16 protein-coding genes and 1 pseudogene are annotated in these 19,121 nt (G+C 70.0%); 5 read left to right on the forward strand and 12 right to left on the reverse strand.

The genetic code is table 11. From position 1 onward, the window contains the following. Positions 1-77: 77 nt before the first annotated feature. Positions 78-1,664 (reverse strand): chaperonin GroEL, encoded by a 1,587-nt coding sequence (gene groL / locus ACT3T5_RS00845; protein WP_444576270.1) that lies wholly within the window; start codon positions 1,662-1,664, stop codon positions 78-80. Between the two features lie 16 nt (positions 1,665-1,680). Then, a complete protein-coding gene (gene groES, locus ACT3T5_RS00850; RefSeq protein WP_343926041.1) occupies positions 1,681-1,977 on the reverse strand; it encodes a co-chaperone GroES in 297 nt (98 codons plus the stop codon). A 785-nt stretch (positions 1,978-2,762) separates the two neighbouring features. On the opposite strand from groES, the gene ACT3T5_RS00855 reads away from it, so the two are divergent. Next, the gene (locus ACT3T5_RS00855) at positions 2,763-2,933 is read left to right on the forward strand and encodes a hypothetical protein (protein WP_444576272.1); all 171 of its coding nucleotides are present in this window, start codon (positions 2,763-2,765) and stop codon (positions 2,931-2,933) included. Between the two features lie 147 nt (positions 2,934-3,080). Here the strand turns inward: ACT3T5_RS00855 and ACT3T5_RS00860 are convergent, their stop codons facing one another. The 4 genes and pseudogenes from ACT3T5_RS00860 to ACT3T5_RS00875 all read right to left on the reverse strand — a co-directional run bounded on the left by ACT3T5_RS00860 (position 3,081) and on the right by ACT3T5_RS00875 (position 7,023). Beyond that, positions 3,081-3,977 (reverse strand): metallophosphoesterase family protein, encoded by an 897-nt coding sequence (locus tag ACT3T5_RS00860; protein WP_444576274.1) that lies wholly within the window; start codon positions 3,975-3,977, stop codon positions 3,081-3,083. 48 nt (positions 3,978-4,025) lie between these two features. After that, entirely contained in the window at positions 4,026-5,159 is a 1,134-nt protein-coding gene (locus tag ACT3T5_RS00865) for a molybdenum cofactor biosynthesis protein MoaE (RefSeq protein ID WP_444593304.1), read from the reverse strand. 110 nt (positions 5,160-5,269) lie between these two features. Further along, positions 5,270-5,758 (reverse strand): annotated as a pseudogene (gene moaC, locus ACT3T5_RS00870) (cyclic pyranopterin monophosphate synthase MoaC); the annotation flags it as partial. Further along, entirely contained in the window at positions 5,755-7,023 is a 1,269-nt protein-coding gene (locus tag ACT3T5_RS00875; protein WP_444593305.1) for a molybdopterin molybdotransferase MoeA, read from the reverse strand. The pseudogene moaC and the gene ACT3T5_RS00875, both read right to left, overlap by 4 nt. A gap of 239 nt (positions 7,024-7,262) precedes the next feature. On the opposite strand from ACT3T5_RS00875, the gene moaA reads away from it, so the two are divergent. Beyond that, positions 7,263-8,363 carry a GTP 3',8-cyclase MoaA gene (gene moaA, locus ACT3T5_RS00880; protein WP_444593306.1) on the forward strand — a complete coding sequence of 367 codons (1,101 nt, stop codon included), beginning with the start codon at positions 7,263-7,265 and terminating at the stop codon, positions 8,361-8,363. A gap of 12 nt (positions 8,364-8,375) precedes the next feature. After that, the gene (locus ACT3T5_RS00885) at positions 8,376-8,639 is read left to right on the forward strand and encodes a MoaD/ThiS family protein (RefSeq protein ID WP_444593307.1); all 264 of its coding nucleotides are present in this window, start codon (positions 8,376-8,378) and stop codon (positions 8,637-8,639) included. A gap of 24 nt (positions 8,640-8,663) precedes the next feature. Here ACT3T5_RS00885 and ACT3T5_RS00890 read toward each other — a convergent pair whose 3' ends face one another. From ACT3T5_RS00890 to ACT3T5_RS00910, 5 genes are all read right to left on the reverse strand, one after another. Beyond that, positions 8,664-9,851 carry a ThiF family adenylyltransferase gene (locus ACT3T5_RS00890; protein WP_444593308.1) on the reverse strand — a complete coding sequence of 396 codons (1,188 nt, stop codon included), beginning with the start codon at positions 9,849-9,851 and terminating at the stop codon, positions 8,664-8,666. Positions 9,852-10,010: 159 nt separating this feature from the next. Continuing rightward, positions 10,011-11,753, reverse strand: a complete 1,743-nt coding sequence (locus ACT3T5_RS00895; protein WP_444593309.1) for an ABC transporter family substrate-binding protein — start codon at positions 11,751-11,753, stop codon at positions 10,011-10,013. Between the two features lie 274 nt (positions 11,754-12,027). Beyond that, complete coding sequence (locus ACT3T5_RS00900) at positions 12,028-13,797, reverse strand: ABC transporter ATP-binding protein (protein WP_444593310.1); 1,770 nt, start codon at positions 13,795-13,797, stop codon at positions 12,028-12,030. A gap of 11 nt (positions 13,798-13,808) precedes the next feature. Next, positions 13,809-14,825 carry an ABC transporter permease gene (locus tag ACT3T5_RS00905; RefSeq protein ID WP_444593311.1) on the reverse strand — a complete coding sequence of 339 codons (1,017 nt, stop codon included), beginning with the start codon at positions 14,823-14,825 and terminating at the stop codon, positions 13,809-13,811. Positions 14,826-14,829: 4 nt separating this feature from the next. Continuing rightward, positions 14,830-15,822: an ABC transporter permease gene (locus ACT3T5_RS00910; protein WP_444593312.1), complete on the reverse strand. Its 993-nt coding sequence runs from the start codon at positions 15,820-15,822 to the stop codon at positions 14,830-14,832. 339 nt (positions 15,823-16,161) lie between these two features. Between ACT3T5_RS00910 and ACT3T5_RS00915 the strand changes: the two genes are divergently transcribed. Further along, complete coding sequence (locus tag ACT3T5_RS00915) at positions 16,162-16,479, forward strand: hypothetical protein (RefSeq protein ID WP_444593313.1); 318 nt, start codon at positions 16,162-16,164, stop codon at positions 16,477-16,479. A gap of 42 nt (positions 16,480-16,521) precedes the next feature. Here the strand turns inward: ACT3T5_RS00915 and ACT3T5_RS00920 are convergent, their stop codons facing one another. After that, positions 16,522-17,982, reverse strand: coding sequence for a molybdopterin molybdotransferase MoeA (locus ACT3T5_RS00920; protein WP_444593314.1), 1,461 nt, complete (start codon positions 17,980-17,982; stop codon positions 16,522-16,524). Between the two features lie 141 nt (positions 17,983-18,123). Between ACT3T5_RS00920 and ACT3T5_RS00925 the strand changes: the two genes are divergently transcribed. Beyond that, complete coding sequence (locus ACT3T5_RS00925) at positions 18,124-19,110, forward strand: NADP-dependent oxidoreductase (RefSeq protein WP_444593315.1); 987 nt, start codon at positions 18,124-18,126, stop codon at positions 19,108-19,110. Positions 19,111-19,121: the final 11 nt, after the last annotated feature.

Below are 19,121 nucleotides of genomic sequence, written 5' to 3' on the forward strand. Positions count from 1 at the left end.
GCGGGCAGCCCGGGTCTCCCCGTGCTGCCCGCCCGTCGGACGGACGCGAGCGACCTAGCGGTCGGCTCGAGGCGTGATCACGCCTCCTCGTCCTCCTGCTTCTCGATCACGAGGGTCTCGGTCGTGAGGACCAGACCGGCGATGGAGGCCGCGTTGCGCAGGGCACTGCGGGTCACCTTCACCGGATCGATGATACCTGCGGCGACGAGGTCGACGTACTCGCCGGTCGCGGCGTTCAGGCCGTGTCCGACCTGAGCCTCCTTGACCTTCTCGACGACGACGTAGCCCTCGAGGCCCGCGTTCTCGGAGATCCAGCGCAGCGGCTCGACGACGGCGCGGGCCACGGCGCGGACGCCGACTGCCTCGTCACCCTCGAGGCCGAGGCTGTCCTCGAGCACGGAGGAGGCCTGGACGAGGGCGCTGCCGCCACCGGCCACGATGCCCTCTTCGATGGCAGCGCGGGTCGCGGAGACCGCGTCCTCGATGCGCATCTTCTTCTCCTTGAGCTCCACCTCGGTGTGAGCCCCGACCTTGATCACGGACACGCCGCCGGCCAGCTTCGCGAGGCGCTCCTGGAGCTTCTCGCGGTCCCAGTCGGAGTCGGTGTTCTCGATCTCGCCGCGGATCTGCGCGACACGGTCGGACACTGCCTCGTCATCGCCGGCGCCGCCCACGATGGTGGTGGAGTCCTTGGTGATGACGACGCGGCCAGCCTGGCCGAGAACGTCGGTGTCGACGGTCTTGAGGTCCAGACCGAGATCCGAGGTGACGACCTGTGCACCGGTGAGCACCGCGATGTCCTGCAGCATCGCCTTGCGACGATCGCCGAACGCGGGAGCCTTGACAGCCGCACCCTTGAAGGTGCCGCGGATCTTGTTGACGACCAGCGTGGACAGAGCCTCGCCGTCGACGTCCTCCGCGATGACGAAGAGCGGCTTGCCGCCCTCGACGACCTTCTCCAGCAGCGGCAGGATGTCGGCCACGGCCGAGATCTTGCCCTGGTGCAGCAGCACGAGGGCGTCCTCGAGGACGACCTCCTGGCGCTCTCCGTCGGTGACGAAGTGCGGGGAGATGTAGCCCTTGTCGAACTGCATGCCCTCGGTGAAGTCCAGCTCCATCGCGGTGGTGGAGGACTCCTCCACCGTGATGACGCCGTCCTTGCCGACCTTGTCGAACGCCTCGGCCAGCAGCTGGCCGATCTCGGCGTCCTGGCTGGAGACGGACGCGACGGACGCGATCTGCTCCTTGCCATCGACCGGGGTGGCGATCTCGCCGAGCTTCTCGGAGAGCGCGTCCACGGCCTTCTCGATGCCGCGCTTCAGGGCCGACGGAGCGGCGCCCGAGGTGACGTTGCGCAGGCCCTCGTGCACGATGGCCTGGGCGAGGACGGTGGCGGTGGTGGTTCCGTCGCCGGCCACGTCGTTGGTCTTGGTCGCGACCTCCTTGGTGAGCTGAGCGCCGAGGTTCTCGTAGGGATCCTCGAGCTCGATCTCACGGGCGATGGTCACGCCGTCGTTCGTGATGGTGGGAGCGCCCCACTTCTTGTCGAGGACGACGTTGCGGCCCTTGGGGCCGAGCGTCACCTTGACGGTGTTGGCGAGCTTGTCCACGCCACGCTCGAGGGCGCGTCGTGCGTCCTCGTTGTAGATGATCTCTTTAGCCATTAAAGATTCAGTCCGCTCAGTTTTCGATGATTGCGAGGATGTCGCGAGCGCCGAGGACGAGGAACTCGTCGGTGCCGTACTTCAGCTCGGTGCCGCCGTACTTGGAGAAGACGACCTTGTCGCCGACCTTGACGTCCATGGGCACGCGCTGACCCTTGTCGTCGAAACGACCGGCGCCGACGGCGACGACCTCGCCCTCCTGGGGCTTCTCCTTCGCGGTGTCCGGGATGACCAGACCTGAGGCCGTGGTCTGCTCGGCTTCGAGCGGCTTGACGACGACGCGATCCTCGAGGGGCTTGATGGAGACCGACATGCGGCTCACTCCTTCATGAAGAGATGACTCTGTGAGTTCTGGGGTTCAGGGATCCCGGTCCCGATCGTCGTCGCGGTGCCGACCGAGGAGGATCCCTCTGCGGCAGCTTCTGGCACTCTCGGCCGTCGACTGCCAACGGGTCCCACTTTAGGACCGCGTTGGCACTCATGCAAGACGAGTGCTAGATCCGGGGCGTGTCCACGCGGTCCGACCGGCTCGCGAGGACCTGATGGACAGGCCGTGGGGGCCCGGCGGACAGGCACTGATCGCGTCCAGCGACCGCCCTCTCAGGTGCTCTCGTATCCGCCGCAGTCCGACCGCTCCCACGGTTGCCGCGGGGATAACCGCTGGCCCGGACGATGTCCCGGGGCCGCGGCCGTGCGTCCCGGCCCTCCTCCGACGAACCGGTCGGACGATCGAGGGGGGTGGCAGGGGTGCCCAGGGGTGGCCGAGGAGGGTGCCGGGAACCTCCGCCGGGAGGCCGTGATCCGCCAGTACGCCCGACGCGAACACCGCGCGGGTTTCCGATCCCGACCCGGTCCGGATCCCGATCGCCTCGAGCCCTCCAGTGAGCTCTCCAGCCACCCGCACGGACCGTCACAAGTCGTCCACATTCTCGTGATGCGCACCAGGTCACACCTTTATTGTGACTCTGGCAATGAGTCTCGACCGAAGGCGTGACCGGGCGTCCGGGCGGTGATAGATATGGAGTCATCGAACCGACTGCAGCACCTGCGATCCAGGGCGTGGTCCTCTCCCCCTCCGAACCACAGGAGCCCTCCTTCATGGCTATCTTCCGCACCCTCACCGCCGCGCTCCGCCGCCGCTCCGATTCCCGCGTCGCGCAGGACATCGTCGAGTCCGGAACCGGCCGCCGCAGCGACGCCGGAGTCACCCCGACCGTCACGACTCCCCTCAGCACCCAGGGCGTGCGTCCCTACGGCTTCGGCTACTGAGCCGTCGGCACGTCCTCATGAAGCCCTTGCGGAGATGATCCGCAGGGGCTTCTTCGTTCCCTGACGGCAGCGCTGACAGGTGCCGGCCTGAGCCGCCAGCTTGGGGTGCCAACTTCTGGCGCCGACTCCCGGCGCCAGCTCCCGGTCTCAGCGCCCGGCGGCCTCGACGATCGCGGCGACCTGCTCCGGCCCGAAGTCATAGACGGGGGTCTCTGGATCACCCAGGTCGTCCCCGAGATTGGGGAACACGGAGGTGACCACCCGGGGCGCTCCCTGGCCGAGCTGGCCGATCTCACCAGTCTCACCGATTTCGACGAGGCTCGCCCCGGACTGGGCCCGGGACTGCTCGTGGTCGCCCGCTGTCACGGGGTCCACCACGTTGGTGATGCCCGGGACCACATGCACGGGGATCCCGGCGATGGCGCCGCTCATCTCGTGGTGGTAATGCCCGGACAGCACGACCTGGACGTCCGACCCCCTGAGCACCTCGGCGAGCTCGTCGAGCCCGTCGAGGTCTAGCCCGCGCAGCAGCTTCGTCGCCCCGACCAGCGGCGGATGATGGATCGCGAGCACGGTCCCGCCGTTCGACTGATCCCCACCGGCCGGCTCCCCGAGCACCTCCCCGAGCCAGGCCAGCTGCTCGGGCTCGAGGTGCCCGTAGCCCGCCCCGGGGACGCTGGAGTCGAGCACCACGATCCTGCCGCCGCCGGGCACGGAGACCACCCTGTCCTGCACGGAGGTGCCCCGGTCACCGAGCGCGATGGTCTCCCCGTAGGTCGCGGAGACATCGTGGTTGCCCATCACCACGGCGAGCGCCGCCCCCTTGTGCGCCGCGAAGGGTTCGAGGATCTCGTGGAGCAGGCGGTAGCTCTCCGCCGTGCCGTCCTCGGAGGCGTCGCCGGTGTGGACGATCGCATCGAGGCCCGTGACCGCGTCGAAGCGGGCGAGCAGCCCGCGCAGGGCCGCCGTGGTGTCGATGCGGTCGTAGTGGCGGGCGGTGGGATCGCCGTAGAGGTGGGTGTCGCTGAGGTGGAGGATGCGCATGAGCTCACCGTAGCCATCGCAGGTGACGGGAGGGTGTCCAGCACCCGATCAGCCCAGCGCTCCCACCCATTCGTCCTCGCCGTCCGCGAAATGCTGGTGCTTCCAGATCGGCAGACGCTGCTTGACGGTGTCCACCAGGTCGTCGCAGGCCGCGAAGGCCTGCTTGCGGTGCGGGGCCGCGACGGCGCACGCCAGGGCGCTCTCGCCGATCTCCAGCGGTCCGTAGCGGTGCGCGACGGCGACCAGCGTGTCCGGGTAGCGCTCGGCGATCTCGCGCGCCACCTCGGCCATCACGTCGGCCGCGCCGGGGTGCGCCGTGTACTCCAGGCGCTCGACCCCACGGCCGCCGTCGTGGTCGCGCACCACGCCGTCGAAGGTGACGACGGCGCCGCAGCGGGAGTCGTCCACCGTCTCGATCAGGGCGGCCACGGAGATCGCGTCCTCGCCCACGGAGGCGACCATGACGCGCTCGTGCGCCGGTCCCATCTCGGGGCCCCCGGGGATCCGCAGCTCCTCGAGCGGCCCCCCGAAGGGCGTCGCGCCGCGGCGGGGATCGGCGGTCTGCGCGGACGCAGGCCCCTGGGCAGCCAGCTTCTCCTGCTGGTGCCCGTGCCCGTGCCCAGCCTGTTCCTGCTCCGGATGCCCGCCCCCGTCGCGCTGGTCCAGGAGGTGGTCGAGGATCGGATCCAGCACGACGATCCCGTCCTTCACCCCGCCGCGGGACCCGGGCAGGTTCACCACGAAGCTGTCCCCGGCCATCCCGGCCAGGCCGCGGCTGAGCAGCGAGGTGGCGGTCTTCTCGGCGCCCCGTCGGCGCACGGCCTCGAGCACGCCGGGCATCTCGCGGGTCAGCACCGGGGCGGTCTGCTCGGGGGTGACATCAGTAGGGCTGACGCCGGTCCCGCCGGAGGTGATGACGATGTCGATCCCCGCCTCGATCGCCTCGCGCAGCGCCGCGCCCACGTCGGGTCCGTCGGCGACCACGCGCTTGTCGACCTCGTCCAGGCCGCGCCCGCGCAGCCACTTCACGAGCAGCGGACCGGTGCGGTCCTCGTAGGTGCCGTCGGCCGCGCGCGTCGAGGCGATGAGCACGCGGGCCGTGCCACGCAGGGAGGGAGGGGCCGACGGGTCGTCGGTCGCCGCGCAGTCGGAGTCATCGCGCTGTGCCGGGATCGTCCTCATGCTGTGGGCTCCTGTGCTGTCGACTCCTGTGGTGTCGACTCCTGTGCTGTCGACTGCTGCGCTGCGGGCTCCGCGTCCGCTGCGATGCGCGTCGAACCGGCGGTCTCGCTCTCACGGGTCCAGTCCCCGCTCTTGCCCCCGGACTTCGCGAGCACCTGCACGCCCTCGATCACGGCCAGGTGATCCACGGCCTTGATCATGTCGAACAGGGTCAGCGCGGCGACGGTGACCGCGGTGAGGGCCTCCATCTCGACGCCGGTGACGCCCCGGGTGCGCACGCGCGCCGTGATCTCCACCCGGTCCCCCTGCGGTGCGAGGTCGAGCTCGACCCCGCTCAGCGGCAGCGGATGGCACATCGGCACAAGATCGCTGGTGCGCTTGGCGCCCATGATCCCGGCGATGCGGGCGGTCGCGAGGGCCTCCCCCTTGGGCAGGTCGCCGCGGGCGATGCGGTCGACGACATCGGCGCGGGTGCGCAGCACGCCCCGCGCCGTCGCCTCACGGGAGGTGACGGCCTTGTCGGTCACGTCGACCATGTGGGCGGAGCCATCGGCCCGCACGTGGGACAGGCCGACGGGGATGCTGGCAGCGTCGCTCATGACTCTCCTCCAGGGATCAGCAGGGTCTCCAGGGTGTCGCCGTCGCGCACGATGTCGGTGCCGGCGGGGACGACCACCAGGGCGTCGGCGGCGGCGAAGCTCCCGATCAGGTGGGAGGACGCGCCCCCGATGAGGCGCACCCTGCCCGAGGGCAGGAGCCGCGCCCGACGGTACTGCTCGAGGGCGGGCGGCGAGGGCTCGTCCGCCTCGAGCTGCACGGGCAGGCGCAGGCGGGTGCGGGGCGGTGCCCCGAGCGCCGGGCGGGCGATGAGCTCGCAGCTGATCAGGGCGGAGACGGGGTTGCCGGGGAAGGCGAGCCAGGGCACCCGACGGTCAGGCAGGTCGAGGGTGCCGATGCCCTGCGGCCCGCCCGGCTGCAGCGCGACCGTCGGGAAGGCCATCGTCACGCCTGCTCCGGCGGCGGCATCGCGCACCACCTCGAAGGCCCCCGCGCTCACTCCCCCGCTGGTCACCACCAGGTCCGCGTCGTGCTCGGCGACGAGTCCCCGCAGCTGGTCCACCAGCGCCGCGGCGTCATCGGGCACCGCGGCGCGCGCGACCACGTCGGCCCCGGCCGCGCGGAGGGCGGCGGCCACCCCCGGACCGTTCGCGTCGAACACCCCGCCGGCGACGGGAGCGGAGTCCGGTCCGGCGACCTCGCTGCCGGTGGACAGCACGATCAGCCGCAGCCGGGCCTCGACCTCCACGTCGCCGAGCCCGCAGGCGGCGAGGTGGGCGATCCGGGCGGGCGTCAGCACCTGGCCGGCGCGCAGCACGGTGTCACCACGCAGGGTGTCCGAGCCGCGCCGACGCACGAAGCGCCCTGGTTCCTTCGACGCCGGGCTCACCGTCACGCTCGATGCCGCGGCACTGGCTGCGACGAAGCGCCCGGCGGCGCTCTCCTCCACAGGGATCACCAGGTCGGCGCCGTCGGGGATCGGGGCCCCGGTCATGATCGGCCGGGCGGTGCCCGGCGCGAGGATCCCGGGAGCGTCCCCGGCGGCGATCGTCGGGCCGAGCGGCAGGGTCAGCGCATCAGCGTCAGCATCCCCTGCCGCCCCGAGATCTGCGCTCGCGACGGCGTAGCCGTCCATCTGGGAGTTGTCGACGCCGGGGACGTCGACCCGGGCCCGGTCGTCGCCGCGGGCCACCCGGCCCACGGCCTCCCCGTCCAGGGCCACCACCTCGCCGTGGCGCACGTCGGCGAGCAGCGCGATCGCGTCGGCCACGTGATCGGTCAGGGGGATGCGCTCGGTACCAGCCATCGTGTGAGGTCTCCCGTCGGGCGAGGTACGGCCGGCGAGGTCCGCGGCCCCGTCCAGGATAGGCGCGCCGAGCACGCACCCCGGAAGCACCGCCGCCCACGGGACTCCCGGACGGATACCCCGGTCTCTCCCCGGCTCCTCCCGGCCCCTCCCCGACTCCTCCCCGGCGCGGACCCCTATCCTGGGGGAAGGTGGGAGTTCTCCTGCCCCGCCGGACCATTGCGAGAGGAGGCTGCTCCATGGCATCGCGACGCATCGGCCTGGGCATCCCCAAACCGCGCACCACGGACGAGACCGCCCCTGCGCTCCCGGACATCTCGGACCGCCCCGCGACCCCGGCGCTCGCGGACCGCTTCGGCCGCGAGGCGACGGACCTGCGCTTCTCCCTCACCGACTTCTGCAACCTGCGCTGCACCTACTGCATGCCCGCCTCCGGCCTCACGTTCCTGAACAAGGAGCAGATGCTCAGCGTCGACGAGGTGGTGCGCCTCGTGCGCATCGGTGTGGAGCGCCTCGGCATCGAGCAGGTGCGCTTCACCGGCGGCGAGCCCCTGACCCGGCCGGACCTCGAGGAGATCATCGCCGGGGTCGCGGCGCTGGACCAGCGTCCGGACATCTCGCTGACCACCAACGCCATCGGCCTCGATCATCGGGCCGCGCGCCTGCGGGACGCCGGCCTGGACCGCATCAACGTGTCGCTCGACTCCGTGGTCTCCGAGACCTTCGAGCGCCTCAGCCGGCGGCCCCTGCTGCATCGGGTGCTGGCCGGGGTCGAGGGCGCCCGCGAGGCGGGTCTGGACCCGATCAAGGTCAATGCGGTGCTGCTGCCCGGCGTGAACGACCACGAGCTCCCGGATCTCCTGGACTGGTGCCTGACGCGTGAGCTGCAGCTGCGCGTCATCGAGCAGATGCCCCTGGATGCGGACCACATCTGGGACCGCGGCACGATGATCTCCGCATCCGACGTCCACTCGATGCTCGCCGACCGCTTCACGCTCACCCCGGTCGCCGAGGACCGCAACGGCGCACCCGCCGAGCTGTTCGAGGTCGAGGACCGCACCACCGGGATCCACCGCGGTCGGGTCGGGATCATCGCCTCGGTGACGCGGCCGTTCTGCGCGGACTGCCGCCGCACCCGGCTCACCGCCGAGGGCCGCGTACGCACGTGCCTGTTCTCCCGCGAGGAGACCGACCTGCGGGGCGCGCTGCGCTCCGGGGCCGACGACGAGCACATCGCGCAGATCTGGCGCGCCGCCCAGTGGGGCAAGAAGGCCGGCCACGGGATGGACCGGGACGATTTCGTCCAGCCGGAGCGTCCCATGAGCGCGATCGGCGGCTGAGACAGGAGATCCATGGCCAGCGACGACCCCACTCCCACCCTCACCGTGCGCCTGTTCGCCGGCGCCGCCGCCGAGTACGGGGCCGACTCCGCGACCGTGCACGGCGGCTCGGTGCACGAGGCGCTCACAGATCTCCTGCGCAGCGCCTCCCCCGACGCCGCCCGCGTGATCGACCGCTCCAGTCTCCTCGTCAACGCCGTGGCCTGCACCGATCGCGATCAGGAGCTTCGCGACGGGGACCGGCTCGACGTGCTGCCACCCTTCGCCGGCGGCTGATCGCGGAAGTCCCCTGAGTCGAGATCAACCCTCTGGTCTCACGACCTCCACCGCAGCACCGGACTCGCCCACCACAGCGGCGAACCCGCCCCGCAGCGACCGCACCCTGATCCCCCGCTCCGCGAGCGATCGCTGGGCGCTGGCCGAGCGGGAACCAGCGGCGCAGTAGAGCACGGCGCCCTCGAGCGATTCATCGGCTCCGGCCAGCAGCGCACCCATCGGCAGGTGCTCGGCGCCATGCACCAGGCCGTCTCCCAGCTCGGACGGCTCCCGGATATCGATCACGCGCACCCCGGCCGCCAGCAGGCCCGGCAGGTCCGCGACGGCAACCTCGTCGGTCGCCGGTCCCGTCGGCCCCGGGAGCTCGCAGGTGAGCATCACGTCCTCGATCTCGGTCACCGGGACCCTCCGCGGATCGCGGGCGATCGGGATCTCGTCCCAGCGGGCGCGCAGCGCATCGTAGAGGGCGAGACGGCCGAAGAGCACGTCACCCATGCCGGCGAGCACCTTCACGGCCTCCATCGCCATGCTCGAGCCGATCACCCCGCACAGCATGCCGAGCACCCCCGCCTCGGAGCAGCTGGGCACCTCTCCAGGTCGGGGCGGCACCGGATGCACGTCGCGGTAGGTGACGCCGCGGCCGCCGGCTCCCCAGAACACGCTGACCTGCCCGGAGAAGGCGAGGATCGACCCCCATACCAGCGGCAGGTCGAGGATCTCGCAGGCATCGGAGGCGAGATAGCGGGTGGGGAAGTTGTCGGTGCCGTCGAGCACCAGGTCGTGCCCGGCGAGCTGCTCGAGCGCCGTGGCCGGGGTGACCACGTCGACCACCGCCGTCACCGAGACCTCGGGGTTCTGGCTGTGCAGATGCTCCGCGGCGGCGACGGCCTTGGAGCGCCCGACGTCCGACGCAGTGAACAGCACCTGTCGGTGCAGGTTCGTGGCGTCGACCGTGTCCGGGTCGAACACGGTGATCCGGCCGACGCCGGCCGCGGCCAGGTAGGACAGCACCGGGGCGCCGAGCCCCCCGGCTCCGATCACGGCGACCTTCGCCGCCGCGAGACGGCCCTGTCCCAGCTCGCCCAGCTGCGGCAGCCGCATCTGGCGCGTGTACCGCTCATCGATCGACATCGAGACGGCACCTCGATCCGCAGGGATCATGAGGTCGATGATCCGAGGCGGTGCGGGAATCTGCTGCTCGTCGCGCGTCATGGCGACCAGTCTCCCCCACAGTCCGGCAGGGACCGAGGGAACCGGGCTCGACGGAGGTCCTGCGCCCGCCGGAACGTCAGAGTGCGAGCGGAACAACGGCCCCCGAAACAGCAGGAGGCCCCGAGCGTCACCGCTCGGGGCCTCCTGCTCAGGGTCGGGTCAGCCGTCCAGCTTGGCCGAACCCTTCACATAGCCGATGGTCGTCCAGTCCGGGCGCTGGAAGCCCCATGCACCGTAGTTCGCGAGGTCGTCGTTCTGCACGTAAAAGTCGTACGACTGCCACAGCGGAATGGTGCCCGCGAGCTCCCACAGCTTCGCGTCGATCGCATTGATCTGCTCGAGGCGCTTCGCAGGGTCGGTCTCGACCGCAGCCTGATCGATGAGCTTATCCGTCTCCTCGTCCCCGACCTTGCCGAAGTTCTGCTCACCCGTCGACTTCCAAATGGAGTCGCCCGAGGAGAGGAACGGGTTGCCGACCCAGCCGAACAGCGTCAGGTCGAACTCGCCGGGGATGACGTACTTGGCGAAGAGGTCTGTCGGCGGAACCTTCTGCACCTTCATCGTGATGCCCACGGCGGCGAGCTGCTCCTTGACCACGGGCACGACGGCCTCATTCGTCTTCGAGCCGTCGTTGTAGACGTAGGTGATCTCGATGGCCTTGCCGTCCTTGGTGGCCTTCGGGGCGTCCTTCTCGCCCTCCATGGTGTAACCGGCATCCTCGAGCAGCTTCTTGGCGGCCTCGGGGTCGTACTTCCCGAGGTCCCCGGCGTTGTCCTGGTACCCCTCCTGGTTGGTCATCAGGAGGTGGTTGTTCAGCGTCTCGGTGTCCTTCGGGTAGGGCATCGTCGCGTTGACCGAGAGGAACACCTCCTCGCGATCGATCGCCCGGAACATCGCCTGGCGCACGGCCTGGTCCGCGAGCGGCCGACCGTCGGCCCCGTTCAGCGTGATGTGGGTCCAGTTGGGCCCCGCTGCCTTCCGCAGGGTGGCGCCGTCCCCGATCATCGGCTCAACGACCGAGTAGGTGGCCGGCACGGTGGTCTCGATGACGTCGAGCTGACCATTCTGGAAGCTCGTCGCCGTCGCGGCCGGATCCTCGATGGTGGTGAACAGGACCTGCTCAAGCAGGGCCTTGTCGCCTCCCCAATTCTCATCAGGCTCAAGCAACACCGTCTTGTTGCCGGCGTCGATCTTGCCGACCTTGTAGGGCCCGGCAGTGACCTTCGGCTCGTCCAGCCAGCCCGTGTTGAAGGCATCTGCCGACTCCGCGAGGGAATCGGGCATGACTGCCGCGAGGCCGATCCAGTCGGCGTACTTCTCCTTGAAGGTGATGACGGCGACGAGGTCGCTGTCACCTTGCTCGATCTTCTCGACCTTGTTGTAGCCCTCGGAGGACGCGACGCCGTAGTCCTCCTTGGAGCCATCCATGGTCTTGAAGACGTTCTCGATGGACTTGTAGTCGATCGGAGTGCCGTCGGACCAGGTCAGTCCTTCATTGAGCTCGATCTCCATGACCTGCGGGTCCTCGGAGGTCAGTTCGAGACGCTTGACATAGAGGGGATTCGGCGCCACCTCGCCGGCGGCGTCCGAAGTCCAGATTTCCAGCGGGAAGATTGCCCGCAGCATGTCGGAGGTGTTCCTCTCGTTGCCATCGCTGTGGAACGGGTTCCAGTTCGCCGGGAACGCATTGTTCGCGAGACGCAGCACGCCGCCCTCGCCGAGCTCGTCACGCTTCTTCGCGTTGATGTCATTCGCATCAGCGGAGATCTGCTCGCCGCCGCCGCCGTCACTCCCGCCGGAGCCACCCCCACCGGTTCCCGGGTCCTTGCTGCACGCAGCCAGAGCCGTCATCGAGACGGTCAGAGCCGTCGCCCCCAGCATCGAACGCCTCGTCAAACGCATGTGTTTCTCCTTCAACCGCGGGCTCCGAGATCTTCGCGCCCGCTCAGTGGTCCAGTCCGGCAAGCGATCTCTGACAGCGACCACCGTGGTCGCGTCCTCGCCTGCGGTACACCCAGTCTAGGCACCAGAAGGCACCCCGGGAGAGGTTCATCAATGCCCTGTTACCCGTTCGCAACACAACGATTCACGGAGTGTTCCACGGCCATTCCGCAGACGGCCCACGAAGACATCGACGCCCTTCAACGCCGATGCCTCCACATGCATTTCCTGCAGGTCAGGAGGTTTTTTCCTGACCCACCTCCGTGCCGTCCGACCCGTCGAAACGGGACCGATCGATGATGTCGCGTCGGCGCTGACGCGCGATCTCCGGATCCGGGATCGGCACGGCGGAAAGGAGTTCTCGGCTGTATTCATGCTGAGGATCGGAGAAGACGTCCTCCGTATCCCCCAGCTCGACGATCTTCCCCTTTTGCATCACGGCGATGCGGTCCGAGATGTGCCGGACCACCGAGAGGTCGTGCGAGACGAACAGGAAGCTCACGCCGAGCCGCGCTCGCAGATCGGCGAGCATCGCCAGCACGCCGGCCTGGACCGTCACGTCCAGGGCGGAGGTCGGCTCGTCGAGCACGATCAGCTTCGGATCACACGCGAGGGCGCGGGCCACGCCGACCCGCTGGCGCTGACCACCGGAGAACTCCGTGGGGAAGCGTGCCGCATGCTCGGGCAGCAGCCCGACCATCTTCAGCAGCCAGTCCACCCGCTCGTCCATGCGCTCGTTGCTGTAGCCCTGGACGCGCATCGGCTCCTTGATGATGTCGGCGATCGGCATCCGGGGGTCGAGCGAGGCCATCGGATCCTGGAACACCATGGTGATGTCCGAGCGCAACGCGGCCCGATCCTTGCGGGTTAGAGCCCCGGTCTCCGTGCCGCCGATGCGGATCACGCCCTCCTGCGGGGTGCGCAGCTGCATGATCTCCATCAGCGTGGTGGTCTTTCCGCAGCCGGACTCCCCCACCAGGGCGAGGCACTCGCCCTCGCGGATGTCGAAGGAGATCCCGTCGACCGCCCGCTGCTCGCCCACCTTCCGGCGCACGATGGCGCCCTTGGTGATCGGGTACACCTTGGCCAGGTCCTCGACCTCGAGCACGGCAGGACGCTCCTCGCGAGGGACCACCACAGCACCGGTGTCCACCACGTCGGCGACCTTGCGCATCGCGCTGCCGGCCACGCTCTTGGAACCCTCGGCCTCGGCGATGTCCACACGGGGCACGGCGGCCAGCAGATTGCGCGTGTACACCTCCTGCGGTCGGTAGAAGATGTCGTCGACGGCGCCCATCTCGACCAGCCGGGAGTCCTTCATGACCAGGACCCGATCGGCGAAGCCGGCGACGACACCCATGTCGTGGGTGATCAGCACGGTGGCCGCACCGATCATCTCCTGGGCGGACTTCAGCAGGTCCATGACCTGGGCCTGAATCGTCACGTCGAGGGCCGTGGTGGGCTCGTCGGCGATGATCAGCTCCGGCTCGTTCGCGATCGCCATGGCGATCATCGCGCGCTGGCGCATGCCGCCGGAGTACTCGTGCGGGTACTGGCCGGAACGGCGCGCCGGTTCCGGGATGCCGACGGCGTCGAGCAGCTCGACCGCCCGCTTCTCGGCCTGCTTGGCCGAGACCTCTGGGTGGTGGATGCGCACGACCTCCGCGATCTGCTGGCCCACCCGATAGACCGGGGTGAGCGCCGACAGCGGATCCTGGAAGACCATGGAGACGGAGTTGCCGCGCAGCGCCGAGAGCTGACGATCGTTCAGCGTGAAGACCTGGTGGCCGAGCATCTCGATCTCACCGGTGATGGTGGCGGTGCGAGGCAGCAGCCCCATCACCGCGAGAGAGCTCACGGACTTGCCAGAGCCGGATTCCCCGACGATGGCGAGGGCCTCGCCCTTGTGCACCTCGTAGGAGAGGTTCTGGACGGCGTGGACGGTGCCGTACTCGGAGGGGAACGTGACGCTCAGGTCCCGGACGGACAGGATGGGTTCAGACATTCGGAGTCCCCTCAGATCCGGCCGGAGCCGCTGGTCGGGTCGAGGGCGTCACGCAGCGCTTCGCCCATCAGGTTGACGGAGATGACCAGGGCGGCGAGGATCGCCGCCGGCGGCACCCAGGTGTACGGCGCGGAGATGTTGTACCCCTGCAGCACGGTGCCGAGCGACACCTGCGGGTACTGGATGCCGAAGCCGATGAAGGACAGCCCGGTCTCGCCCAGGATCGCGGCGCTGACCCCGAGCGTGGTGTCGATGATGATCCAGCTGGCGATGTTGGGGATGATGTGGCGCGTCATCGTGATGATCGGGTGGACGCCCATGAAGCGGGCGGCCTCGACGTACTCGGTCCGCACGAGCTGCTGGGTCATGGCGCGCAGCACACGGGCCGTGAGCATCCAGGCGAAGCCTGCCAGCAGCGGGATCATCCACAGCCACGAAGCACGCTGGAGGGCGGGGCTGAACAGCATCAGCAGCAGGATGGACGGGATCACCAGGAAGAGGTTGATCAGGTTGACGAGCGCGCCGTCGCCGAGCGCGCCCCACTTGCCCTTGTGGCTGATGTAGCCGGCCACGGTGCCGACGACCAGGGCGAGGAACGAGGTGAGGAACGCGGTGCCGATGCCGATCACGAGCGAGATCCGCAGGCCCTGCATGGTGCGGGCGAAGATGTCCAGACCGTTCTCGTTCACACCGAACCAGTGGTAGCTGCTCGGGCCGGTCAGGGCGTTGCGGAGATCGCGCTCGAACGGCCCGTACTGATAGATCATCGGGCCCGCGATCGCCAGCACGATGAGCAGGCAGAAGACGATCATGCCGACCCAGGCGCTCTTGCTGCGCAGGAACCGCCGGCGCAGGAGATCGCCGCGGCCGAGGGACTCGCGCGCCGGTTCGCTCTCGGCGGGGAGCTCCGTATCGCGGAACTGAGGATCGTCCACAGCGGAGCCGAGGACGGGGTTCGCCTCGGGCTCGGTCGTCTCGCGCAGCTTCGCCGCGTCACCGGTCCCGCGGATGTCGTTGGGGTTCGTCATCGTGTCACCGGATCCTCGGGTCGAGCGCACCCTGCAGGAAGTCTGCGAAGGTCGCGGAGAGCAAGGTCAGGATGGCGCTGTAGAGGACCACGCCGGCGGTCCCGTTGACGTCTGCCATCTGGATCGCGGAGATCGCGAAGCGCCCGATGCCCTGCCAGTTGAACATCAGCTCCACGAACAGGGAGCCGGAGAAGGCACCGCCGACGGCGAAGGCGAAGTACTGGCCCATCGGGATCAGCGCCATGCGCAGGCCGTGGCGGGTCATCGCGCGACCCCTGGTCAGTCCCTTGGCGCGCGCGGTGCGCAGGTAGTCGCTGCCCAGCACGTCGAGCGTGGTGACCTTCATGTACCGCGAATAGGACGCCGCCGCCGTCAGGGCGAGCACGATCGTCGGCATGATCAGGGCCTTGATCTGGTACGAGATCGATTCCCAGGAGCCTGCTTCGAGCAGGGGGTTGATCGGGTTGATGGCCGGCAGCCCCCAGCCGGTCGTGTCCATGACCCCCTGGTTGATCTGCTGCACGATCAGGATGATCACCGGGGTGGGCAGCGAGAGCACGAAGAAGGCCAGCAGCGTGGAGACACGGTCGCCGACGGAGTCGCGGCGCACGGCCGCGATCATGCCCAGCACGATGCCGAGGACGGTGCCGATCGCGGTGCCGAGGACCACCAGCCGCAAGCTGATCGGGATGCGCGTGCCCAGCTCCTCGATGACCGGGGTCATCGATTTGTTGGTGCCGGTGGTGACACCGAGGTCACCGCGGACCAGTCCGCCGAGCCAGTTGGCATACCGCTCGAAGAGCGGGGTGTCCGGGTTGACGTTGCGCACGTCGAGGTACATCTGCGCGGTCGCGGGAGGCAGGGGCTTCGTCGCGATCGGCGGGTAGAGCACCTCCTCGGGGTGCATCAGCGACGCAGCCAGCAGGTACGCGAAGCTCGTGGCGACGAACGCCAGGATCGCGTACGTGAGCACTCTCAGGGAGACGAACCTAATCACGCTGTCTCCTCAACACACGTTCAGCCATTCCCCTGCTGTCCTCTCGTATTCCACGTAGTTCTCGTGCTCTCGTCTTTCCGCGCACGACATGAGCACCCTGCTTCGCAGCGGTTCCCTCGTACCGGGCCTTTCCTGCTGGGCTCCTCGTACTGGACCCTTCGCTCCGGGCGTTCACCGGCACCGGCCACATCGGCGTGGAGCGGCACGCGTGCAATCCCTCGATCACGGTGTGCTCCAGGTCTCCTCGTGCACACGTGGACACCTTAACGCCTCCCCGTCCACTCTTCGGTCACAAACTGACCGTCCGGTACCTGGCAGGCACGCGGCTATGCTCGAATCGTGACCTTTCTGCACCTTCTCGTGCTCATCCTCGGCGTCGTGGCGGCCGTCGTCGCCGCGGATCTGCTCGGCCATCGCGACCTCGGCCCCTGGCCGGTGGGCCTCGTGGCGCTGCTGCTGTTCCCCCTCGCCGGGTGGTTCTACAGTCCGTGGCTGGCGGCGCTCGCGCTCGGTCTCGGTCTCGGGGCCTCGGCGGTGATCTCCGTGTCCTGGGCGCGCACGATCATGCAGCGCCGGCACGCGCGCCGGAACCAGGCGCGCGACCGCGACCAGGCTCGCTCGCGTCAGCTGGAGGAGCCCCCCACCCGGAAGCTCTGATCTGTCGGAGCTGTGCCCTCAGTTCCCGCCATCAGGGCGCGGTCACAGCGGGACCACGAGCACGGTGGCCGCCTCGGCACCGTCGTCGGACACGAGCCCGTCGACTACTGAGTCGACTACTGATCGGCCAGACACCGGTCCATCAGTTACCAGCCCATTGGATACCGGCCCCTCGGATACCTTCCCGTCGGGTACCGGCCCGTCGGGTACCGGTCGGTCGGGCCCGCCGTCCAGCACGATGGCGTCGGCCCGTCCGTAGGGCGCGAGCCGTCGGCCCGGAAGCAGATCCACGACCTCCCTCCCGTCCGCGTCTCGACGCAGACGGCCCGGCAGAGCCTGCACGTGATCAGCTCGCCGCGCCGTACTCGCGGCAGTGCTCGCGGTGACGCTCGCGGCGGTGCTCGCGGCGGTGCTCGCGAGCAGTCCGTCTCCCGGGTCCACCGCCCCCCGGAGCACCCGCCGCGGCTCCGCGTCGGATCCCGCCAGCAGCGGCCGCACGAACAGGTGGTACCCCACCAGTGCACCGACAGGCGTCCCGGGCAGGTGGATGACCGGGGTGCCGTCCGGCAGGTGACCGAACCCCTGGGGGCCGCCCGGACGCAGGGCGACGTGCTCGAAGCGGGAGCTGCCGGTCCCCCGTTCGCCGAGCAGGGCCTTGACCACGTCGAAGGCTCCATGACCGATGCCGCCCGTGGTCAACACGAGGTCGTGGTGCTCGGAGGCTGCCTCCAGGGTGCTGCGCAGCTCCTCAGGGGCGTCGCCGCTGTGGAACGCCCGGGCCTCGGCGCCGTCGGCGTGGAGGGCTGCACCCAGCATCGCGCCATTGGATTCGCGCACGGTCCCCGGCTCGGGCGCCGGCACCTCGCTCGCTCCATCAGTCGGCCCGTTCGCCGTCGCACCGGTCGGGTCGTCTCCCGTGAGCTCATCTCCGGTGACGACGATCGCGACGCGCAGCGGGCGCTGGATCGGCAGCTCGCGCAGGCCCAGCGCCCGCACCAGCCCCACGAGCCCGGCGCCGACGAGGTCCCCCGGCCGAGCCAGCTCCTGACCGCGCGCGATCTCCTCGCCCGGCCGACGGATGTGCCGCCGCAGCGGCGGGACGGCGTCGAGGGTGAAGGACACGGTGCGCGGCGTCGGCCCGAAGGGATCGGTGTCGGTCGCCTCGACCTCGATCACGGCGTCGGCCCCCTCCGGCACGGGGGCACCGGTCATGATGCGGGCCGCGGTCCCCGGCGTGAGCACCGCGGGGGTGCCGGGACGGGCGGCGATCTCGGTGCCGACCGGGAGGGTGCACGTGCCGGGCGTCAGATCCGCACGGCGCACGGCGAAGCCGTCCATCGCCGCGATCGGCGCCGCAGGGAGATCCTCCGGGCTGTGGATCCCCTCGGCGAGCACGTGACCGACGGCCTCGTGCACCGGGGTGGCGACGACGGCGCGCGGCAGGTGGATCTCCTGGAGCAGAAGATCGCGCCACTGCCACGGGTCCAAGCGCGGGGCGGCCATGGTTCTCCTCGATGCGGTGCAGTGCGGTGATGCGGCGGGCCGCCTGCGGGCGGCGCTGTCCGTGCTCGACCCCCATGATCCCCCATCCACATCGCAGGGGGCGCCCTGCCATCGGTCAGCCCGGGGGTGCAGAATGGAGGCATGCGCGAGATCCGTTTCGACCGCTTCGGCGGCCCCGAGGTCCTGACCCTCCATTCCGACGCCGCTCCCCCGGAGCCGCAGCCCGATGAGGTGCTGGTCCGGGTCGATTTCGTGGGCCTGAACCCCCTGGACTACAAGGTGCGCGACGGCTCCTCGGGGATGTCCCGGGACCTGCAGCTTCCCGCCGGCACCGGCCGCGAGATGGCCGGCACCGTGGTCAGCGCCGGCAGCGACCTCGACGACGCGGAGCTCGGCTCCCGCGGCCTCATGCCCGGCACCCGCGTGTTCGGCATGCGCGCCCCCGGTGACCCGCGCGGCGTGGCCGCCGAGCTCATCGCGATCGGGGCCGATGCTCTCGCCCCCATCCCCGACGAGGTCGACGACGAGGACCTCCCCCGCTGGGCGGGCCTGGCGCTGGTGGGCCTGACCGCGATCGCCACCATCGAGGACACCGCCCGCATCGAACCGGGCCAGACGGTCCTCGTGCACGGCGGCAGCGGCGGCGTGGGGCAGCTCCTGATCCCGATGGCCCTCGAGGCCGGCGCCTCGCAGGTGTGGGCCACCGGCCGCGCGGCCAACGCCGAGCGGATCCGCGAGCTGGGCGCCGTCCCGGTCCCGTACGACACCGGCGACTGGGAGGCGGAGATGCGCCGGGCGACCGAGGGCCGCGGGGTGGACGTCGTCCTGGACACCCACTACCACTCGACCTTCCTGCCCAGTCTCGACCACATCGCCGAGAACGGCCTGCTGGTCACGCTGCCCACCCTGGCGGACCTCACCCCCGCGCACGAACGCGGCGTCGACGCGAAGGTGCCCCGCATCAAGCCCGGCCGCGACCGTCTGGACCGCCTTGTGCAGGGGATCCGGGCGGGCCGTTACCCGCTGGAGGTCTCCCGGGTGCTGCCGCTGGACCAGATCGCCAAGGCTCACAGCCTGCTCGAGGACGGCCACACGCGCGGCAAGCTCGTGCTCGACGCCCGGGCCTGATCGCTCGCGCC

The organism is Brachybacterium sp. AOP3-A1-3 (genome assembly GCF_052378285.1).
GTDB lineage: Bacteria > Actinomycetota > Actinomycetes > Actinomycetales > Dermabacteraceae > Brachybacterium.

Excerpts from the sequence above, each read along its gene's own strand:
- groL (WP_444576270.1), bottom strand. The coding sequence starts at position 1,664 with ATGGCTAAAGAGATCATCTACAACGAGGACGCACGACGCGCCCTCGAG.
- groES (WP_343926041.1), bottom strand. The coding sequence starts at position 1,977 with ATGTCGGTCTCCATCAAGCCCCTCGAGGATCGCGTCGTCGTCAAGCCG.
- ACT3T5_RS00855 (WP_444576272.1), top strand. The coding sequence starts at position 2,763 with ATGGCTATCTTCCGCACCCTCACCGCCGCGCTCCGCCGCCGCTCCGAT.
- ACT3T5_RS00860 (WP_444576274.1), bottom strand. The coding sequence starts at position 3,977 with ATGCGCATCCTCCACCTCAGCGACACCCACCTCTACGGCGATCCCACC.
- ACT3T5_RS00865 (WP_444593304.1), bottom strand. The coding sequence starts at position 5,159 with ATGAGGACGATCCCGGCACAGCGCGATGACTCCGACTGCGCGGCGACC.
- ACT3T5_RS00875 (WP_444593305.1), bottom strand. The coding sequence starts at position 7,023 with ATGGCTGGTACCGAGCGCATCCCCCTGACCGATCACGTGGCCGACGCG.
- moaA (WP_444593306.1), top strand. The coding sequence starts at position 7,263 with ATGGCATCGCGACGCATCGGCCTGGGCATCCCCAAACCGCGCACCACG.
- ACT3T5_RS00885 (WP_444593307.1), top strand. The coding sequence starts at position 8,376 with ATGGCCAGCGACGACCCCACTCCCACCCTCACCGTGCGCCTGTTCGCC.
- ACT3T5_RS00890 (WP_444593308.1), bottom strand. The coding sequence starts at position 9,851 with ATGACGCGCGACGAGCAGCAGATTCCCGCACCGCCTCGGATCATCGAC.
- ACT3T5_RS00895 (WP_444593309.1), bottom strand. The coding sequence starts at position 11,753 with ATGCGTTTGACGAGGCGTTCGATGCTGGGGGCGACGGCTCTGACCGTC.
- ACT3T5_RS00900 (WP_444593310.1), bottom strand. The coding sequence starts at position 13,797 with ATGTCTGAACCCATCCTGTCCGTCCGGGACCTGAGCGTCACGTTCCCC.
- ACT3T5_RS00905 (WP_444593311.1), bottom strand. The coding sequence starts at position 14,825 with ATGACGAACCCCAACGACATCCGCGGGACCGGTGACGCGGCGAAGCTG.
- ACT3T5_RS00920 (WP_444593314.1), bottom strand. The coding sequence starts at position 17,982 with ATGGCCGCCCCGCGCTTGGACCCGTGGCAGTGGCGCGATCTTCTGCTC.
- ACT3T5_RS00925 (WP_444593315.1), top strand. The coding sequence starts at position 18,124 with ATGCGCGAGATCCGTTTCGACCGCTTCGGCGGCCCCGAGGTCCTGACC.